This window comes from Kluyvera sp. CHPC 1.2972 (assembly GCF_036759925.1).
Classification (GTDB): domain Bacteria; phylum Pseudomonadota; class Gammaproteobacteria; order Enterobacterales; family Enterobacteriaceae; genus Kluyvera.
Map to the genome: position 1 here is coordinate 1 of NZ_JAPKIB010000034.1, position 5,798 is coordinate 5,798.

At 38.1% G+C, this 5,798-nt stretch carries 2 protein-coding genes and 2 pseudogenes; 2 read left to right on the forward strand and 2 right to left on the reverse strand.

The genetic code is table 11. The annotated features are described in order from the left end of the window. Positions 1-51 precede the first annotated feature (51 nt). Positions 52-303 (reverse strand): annotated as a pseudogene (locus V6944_RS23160) (integrase); the annotation flags it as partial. Positions 304-411: 108 nt separating this feature from the next. Next, a pseudogene (locus V6944_RS23165) lies at positions 412-553 on the reverse strand (arsenate reductase); the annotation flags it as partial. Positions 554-882: 329 nt separating this feature from the next. Between V6944_RS23165 and V6944_RS23170 the strand changes: the two are divergent. Beyond that, complete coding sequence (locus V6944_RS23170) at positions 883-3,147, forward strand: restriction endonuclease (RefSeq protein WP_182944990.1); 2,265 nt, start codon at positions 883-885, stop codon at positions 3,145-3,147. A gap of 315 nt (positions 3,148-3,462) precedes the next feature. Beyond that, positions 3,463-5,232, forward strand: coding sequence for an ATP-dependent nuclease (locus tag V6944_RS23175; RefSeq protein WP_333500664.1), 1,770 nt, complete (start codon positions 3,463-3,465; stop codon positions 5,230-5,232). The last annotated feature ends 566 nt before the right edge of the window (positions 5,233-5,798 follow it).

Here is a 5,798-nt window from a genome sequence, read left to right on the forward strand (position 1 = left end):
AAAACCGATACTGGAAAAACTCTAACGCGGTGGCCAGTTTTAGTTGACCACAACAATGCTACCGGTTTTCTGTTGCAATACCGTTGCTCTGCTCGAAACAGAGCTACCATATGCAACATCAGATACTTTGAGTTTGACCAGATCACAGCCTCGAAGCTTACTGTCCAGTGCCATATTGAACAGAGCTAAATCGCGCGTTTTACCTTCCAGTTCAAGTCGGATTCGGATACCCCAGATATGAGATATCTGAAGTGGCCTTTTTTGGCCTATGATACGGTCTTTGTTCCACGGTGACGTGTTCATACTCAAATCTCCTGCAATGTGGGAGATTTGAGTATGGTTGTCCCTTATGAGCGAAAACCGGACGCCCACATAGTGTAAACAGGCGTCCGATATTCTGAAGTGGGCAGATTACTTAACCCGCTTCCCCGTTTCGTCAATGACCTTCTCGCCATCCTCTTTGGTAAACGCTCCTTTCTGACCTTCCGTTAGAATATCCAGTACTATATTCTGAAGGGCGGCAAAGACGAGTGCCAAGCGGCGTAACGACTAATGCAGGTCTGCGGAGGTACAGAGTCATTCAATGCAGTGAACCAGTGACCTGTCCACCTTTGCGCGCGCTTGCTCCCCCGCCTCGCCTGCGCACATTACGACCCCATTTTTGTGCTCTTTCTGAAAGGCAGCAAAGCTGCGCCATATACGACGCGGCACAACTTTTAGTTACCTTGAAAAATTGTGCAATTTTGCGCAAAATCATGCACTAAATCACAATTTAATCCTTATGAACTCTATGAATATAACAATCTATCATCATTCCACTTTTTTTTGATTTTTCCACCATGTAACATTGCTTTCATTTTCAGCCACTTATTAAGAACTCCAATGACAAACTATGATTTTAGAGCACTCAATAATGAAGAGTTTGAAAGACTAGCTACGGACCTCTTAAGCAAGAGAGAAAATCTGCTTATTGAGCGTTTTAAATCAGGAAAAGATGGTGGGATTGATGGTCGTTTTTATCACTCTGGCGAAGTAATAATCCAAGTTAAACACTATGTTAAAACTGGTTATAGTGGATTATTAAGTAAACTTAAAAGCGAAGAAGTTGCAAAAGTTAAAAACTTAAAACCTAATCGATACATTTTCATCACAAGCGTTGGTTTATCCCCTGCTAATAAAAAAGAAATCTTCGATTTATTTAACCCTTACATTCTAAGCAATAATGACATCATTGGTCCTGAGCATCTCAATGATCTTTTAGCACTTTACCCCGAAACAGAACGGAACCATTACAAACTTTGGCTTTCCAGTACAAATTTTTTAATGAGTCTGCTAAATAATGCTGCAATTCAAAATAGTAACTTTCTGATTGAAGATGCGAGAAAAGAATCATACAAATTCATCGAAACCAAGCAATTACAAAAAGCTTTAGAGATTTTAGATGAAAACAAAGTTGTAATCATCACTGGTTTGCCTGGCGTTGGTAAAACCACTCTTGCAAAACAAGTGATGCTCATGCATTGTAATCGCGACTATGAAATTTACCACATTGAAGGATCAATTTCAGAAATAGAATCTATATATTTAAAAGAGAGAAAGCAATTTTTCTATTTTGATGATTTTCTCGGCGCTACTCTTTTAGAAATTTTCACTAGAAACTCTGATTCTAAAATCGTTCAGTTTATTAAAAAAATCATTACCGACAAAAACAAAAAGATGATTTTGACGTCAAGAACCAACATATTAAACAGAGCTAAAAATCTCAGTGAGATATTTAATATAGAAAAAATTGGAAAAAAAGAAATTGAGATAAATGTATCAGATCTTACTGATATAGAAAAGGCTGATATACTTTACAATCATGTTTGGCATAGTTCATTACCACAGGAGTACATTGACACTTTTTATGATAATCGTAATTATTGGAAAATAATACATCATCCAAACTTTAACCCACGACTTATATCGTTTATTACAGATAGCGACAGAATATCAGGAATCGACAGTTCGAATTTTTGGTCGTATATCGAAAATTCATTAGACAATCCAGAAATGATCTGGTCGCACTGTTTCAATAATCAAACACGTGAGGAAGTCATTGATCTAGTTTGCTTGGTTGTTTTTAATGCTAATAACATGGAAGAACGGGAGTGTAAAAATTCATTAAAGCGTGTTTTCAATATCAAATATAAAAATAACTTTCACTCCAAAGTAAATAAAATAGATGAATACATAAAAGAGTCAATAAAATCAACACTTAATAGAAGTCTGACACAGCTAAATAAAAATGTAATGATAAGATTGACACCATTCAACCCATCGGTGTCTGACTATATCATCAATCGCTATGCTACTGATGAAACCTCTCTTGCACTTTACTTTTCAGCCCTTAAGACAAATCAATCAATTAACACTTTATTCTCTTTGCACAGCAATAGGAAAATCAGTGCTGATGTATTTATTTCAGTGCTTGAGTCAGTACTCAATGCTGTTGATCTTAAATGCTTAAATGATTACTCAATTCATCTCCTTCATTCGATCATACATTCCAATCTAATCTCCACCAATAAAAATAGAATGGTGTACCCAAGCTTATTTTTAAACATTGAAGAAGAATATCTCACTTACGATTACGAAGTTGGGGAGTGCGTGTTATGGGCTGTAAAAAATGCTCCAAGTCTATTTTCAGATCAATTCATCTCTGACTTTATAAATTATGCCATGAGGTCTAGTTGGAGATATACCCTCAACCATGACGATTACCTCCCCTTAGCACACTTAATCAATCTTCGACCTGCAATAAAAGGAGAGGAAGTTACTCATGAACTAATGGAACATATCAAAGAATATTGGCATGAAAATTATGACGAACATTTATCTGGAACAGGGAAAATTCAATCATTAGATTATGACGAAAGATCTAAAGCTGATGACATTGCATATGACATGCTACATGATTTAATTAATGAATACGATTTGCCCTTTGAGGACAATGAAATTGAATATATGTATAGTAAAGTTGATGCGTCTACACACCTCTATGACTCTTACGATTATGATGAGGATGAAAGAGATCGCTTCCATAGCCACAGAGATGAAAAAGAACATAGCGAAAGCTATATAAACGATTTATTTCAAAAACATTAACTAATTTCATAACTCACCCTTTTGGCCACACATGAAAAATATTATTGCACAAATGCGCAGACCACCGGAGGCCAGCCTGACCTGCCCCTACGCTTAGTACGTTCCGAACTTAGCAATGTCCGCTCCTGGCACGAAGCGGACGTTCTGACTGAGCTGAAGGTCCGCAGTGAGCGAAAAACAGACGTTTTAACCGGGCTGTGATTCAGCTCATTGTATCCTTGGTCGCGAAGTTAGATTATCGATAAAGTTCAAGCAGAAACTATGATGAAACAACTGTTGGTTAGACCCAAATGAGATTAGAACAAGGATAATATAATGACAGTTCGATTGAATAAAGTATCAATAACTAACTTCAGGTCTTGCAAATACACCGAAGCTTTTCTAAGGCCATATACAGCATTGGTCGGCTATAATAACGCAGGTAAATCAAATATTATATTGGCTATAAAATGGCTCTTAGATGGCTCCCTACTAAGCGATGCTGATATGTACGACCCACAAAATCCAGTGCGAGTAGAGGGAGTCATTGAAGGGATTACTGATGATACCCTGACGTTACTTAGCGAAGAAAATCAGCAAAAAATTGCACCATTCATCATAGATAAAACTTTGAGGTTTGCAAGAAAGCAGGACAGAGAAGTTGTTGATGGTGATAAGTTAAAAGTCAAAAAAACACTTGAGGTTTTTGATGGTACCACATGGAAAAAAAATCCTGGTGGAATCGATGGCGCTATCTCGAATCTTTTCCCTGAACCAATTCATATTCCTGCGATGTCTGATGCTGTAGAAGATGCAACCAAAAATAAAGCCGGTACAACAATCGCGAAAATATTAGCTGCAATTGTTAGCGAAATAAAAAAAGAATATGAAGTAAAATTCTCTGAAAACATCTCGGAAATCGGTAAATATCTTGCTCATGATGGTTCTACTAGGTTAGATGGTTTGAACAAAATAGACAGTGGCGTTAGTCAGAAAGTAAATCAGTTTTTCCCCGATGTGAGTGTGAAACTACACTTTCCTACCCCCACTCTGGATGAAATATTCAAATCAGGAACCTTGAAAGTATTTGAAGAACGAGCTGGTTCCTCAATAATGCAAGACATCAGCCGATTCGGCCATGGTACGCAGCGTTCAATACAGATGGCTTTGATTCAATATTTAGCTGATATTAAGAAAAGAAGCGATGATACAAAAAAATCAAACACTCTTATTTTCATTGATGAACCAGAGTTATACTTACATCCATCTGCCATAAACTCTGTGAGAGAATCTCTGGTTGCTTTAAGCGATCTTGGATTCCAAGTCATCATCTCAACTCACTCGGCCAGCATGCTCTCAGCAAAACATGCCTGCAATGCTATACAGGTCTTTAAAAGTTCCGAAGGTACTATAGCCCAGAAAACCATTTCGGAAAAAATACAAGAATTATATGAGGCATCCTCACCACAACTTCACTCTGCATTTACCTTATCTAATTCATCATTTTTCTTATTTTCAGAAGAAGTTTTATTAGTCGAGGGCAAAACAGAAACGAATGTTTTATGCGCACTTTATAAAAAAATTAGAAACAATGAACTCAACCCTACCAAGACAAGTATTGTAGCTGTAGATGGCAAAGGCAGTCTTTTGAAAATGGCCAATGTTATCAATTCAATAGGTATAAGAACGCGAATCCTTGCCGATTGCGATTTTCTATCAATACTACTGACAACCTCTCATAATGAAGTATTAAGTAGTGAATGCGATGAATTACTCTCATCTTTAACCAATTTGTCTGATCCACAAAGCTTGCAACTTACTAACCCCATTATTTCTATAGACTCACTAAAAAGCAGTTCAAGCAAAGACTTTATAAAAATCTGTAATCATCATGAAGTAAAAGCCTCAATCAAAAAAATTCATGATAAATTAAAGAGTGATGGAATATATATTTGGAAGTCAGGGGATATTGAGCAAGTATACGGATTTGGAAAAAAACAAAGCGAATGGGATAATTTATTAGATTGCTTAAGCGATGATGAAAAAGAGGTCCGTGCCATTATTAAGAACTATGATGAAATGGAAGATTTTATCTTATGGATTTGACTCTTCCCCTGACTAAATAATACGTAGTCAGGGGATAAGATAAAAAATGTATTATCTCAATTGAGTACTATGATTAGTGTGAAACAACGTGTAACGTCCGCTCCTGGCACAAAGCAGACGTTAAGACTTACAGCATCGGGAAACTTCTGAATGCCGCGTCAGCGGCATGGAGGCGCCAGATGAGGTTACATGTGTCTGTGGAGTCAAATGGCGCCGAAAGCCCGGCGTAGCCGGTTACCTGGCTATAAACTCTGCCACCCTACCCCCTGCCCTGATTAGCCTTAACCCGCTCACAGCAATGAAGAAGTAAAAGTAATCCCTTTTAACCCCGCTGAGCGGGCTTTACGGCGTTTACGACGTAAAGGGCGTGATTTCCGGGGCCTTAGCGGCGGCAGCTTGCTGCTGACGCTTAGGGGGATGTTCATCAACTATTTCAGCGACACCAGGGAACTTAACACGGTAGCTGCAAAGCCATACCCGCTTAAAACAGCTCAGACGCCTCTGTAGGGGGCCGCTTGGAAAACGGAATCTATGGTCACTCCCGTTTTTGCAACACCGATTTTGAC

Excerpts from the sequence above, each read along its gene's own strand:
- V6944_RS23170 (WP_182944990.1), top strand. The coding sequence starts at position 883 with ATGACAAACTATGATTTTAGAGCACTCAATAATGAAGAGTTTGAAAGA.
- V6944_RS23175 (WP_333500664.1), top strand. The coding sequence starts at position 3,463 with ATGACAGTTCGATTGAATAAAGTATCAATAACTAACTTCAGGTCTTGC.